This window comes from Vibrio sp. 03_296 (genome assembly GCF_002265885.1).
Genome location: NZ_NPKW01000732.1, coordinates 1 through 473 on the forward strand (window position 1 = coordinate 1; position 473 = coordinate 473).

Annotated in this window: 2 pseudogenes; both read right to left on the reverse strand. The window is 48.2% G+C overall.

What is annotated here, in order from left to right:
• Positions 1 to 167, reverse strand: a pseudogene (locus CIK04_RS34415) (glycosyltransferase); the annotation flags it as partial.
• Positions 168 to 277: 110 nt separating this feature from the next.
• A pseudogene (locus CIK04_RS32930) lies at positions 278 to 473 on the reverse strand (hypothetical protein); the annotation flags it as partial.

Genomic DNA, 473 nt, shown 5'->3' on the forward strand with positions numbered 1-473 from the left:
TTTAATTTTTCCCCCAGCGCCACCACATCCCCCACTGGAAAATAGTTTTCTTGCGGCAACGCAACTTCAGCATTGGCGGGGATATCACTCACAACGGCTGGCAGCGAGTAAGACATGGCTTCAAGTAAGGCGATAGGCAACCCTTCATGATAAGACGGCATTACAAAGGCGCGCGCCTGAGAAAAGACGGCTTTTAGCTCATCACCATTAAAAACCCGTCATATAGACGTTTGGTGTGTTGCGTGCTTTTTCTTTTAGTTCGGCGCTGTACTTCGTTTCATGATCGGTATCTCCCACCAATACCAAAGGCAGAGCGGAACCAGACTGTCGCATAGGCATCAATCAGATCATGGAACCCTTTTTCTTCAACAAAGCGCCCTACCGCAACAAAATACTCTTTCACCAGTAAGCCATGCTTGGTCATCACGTCTTGTACTTGCTGCTCATCAAGTTGTTCAGACGCTTCCACACCG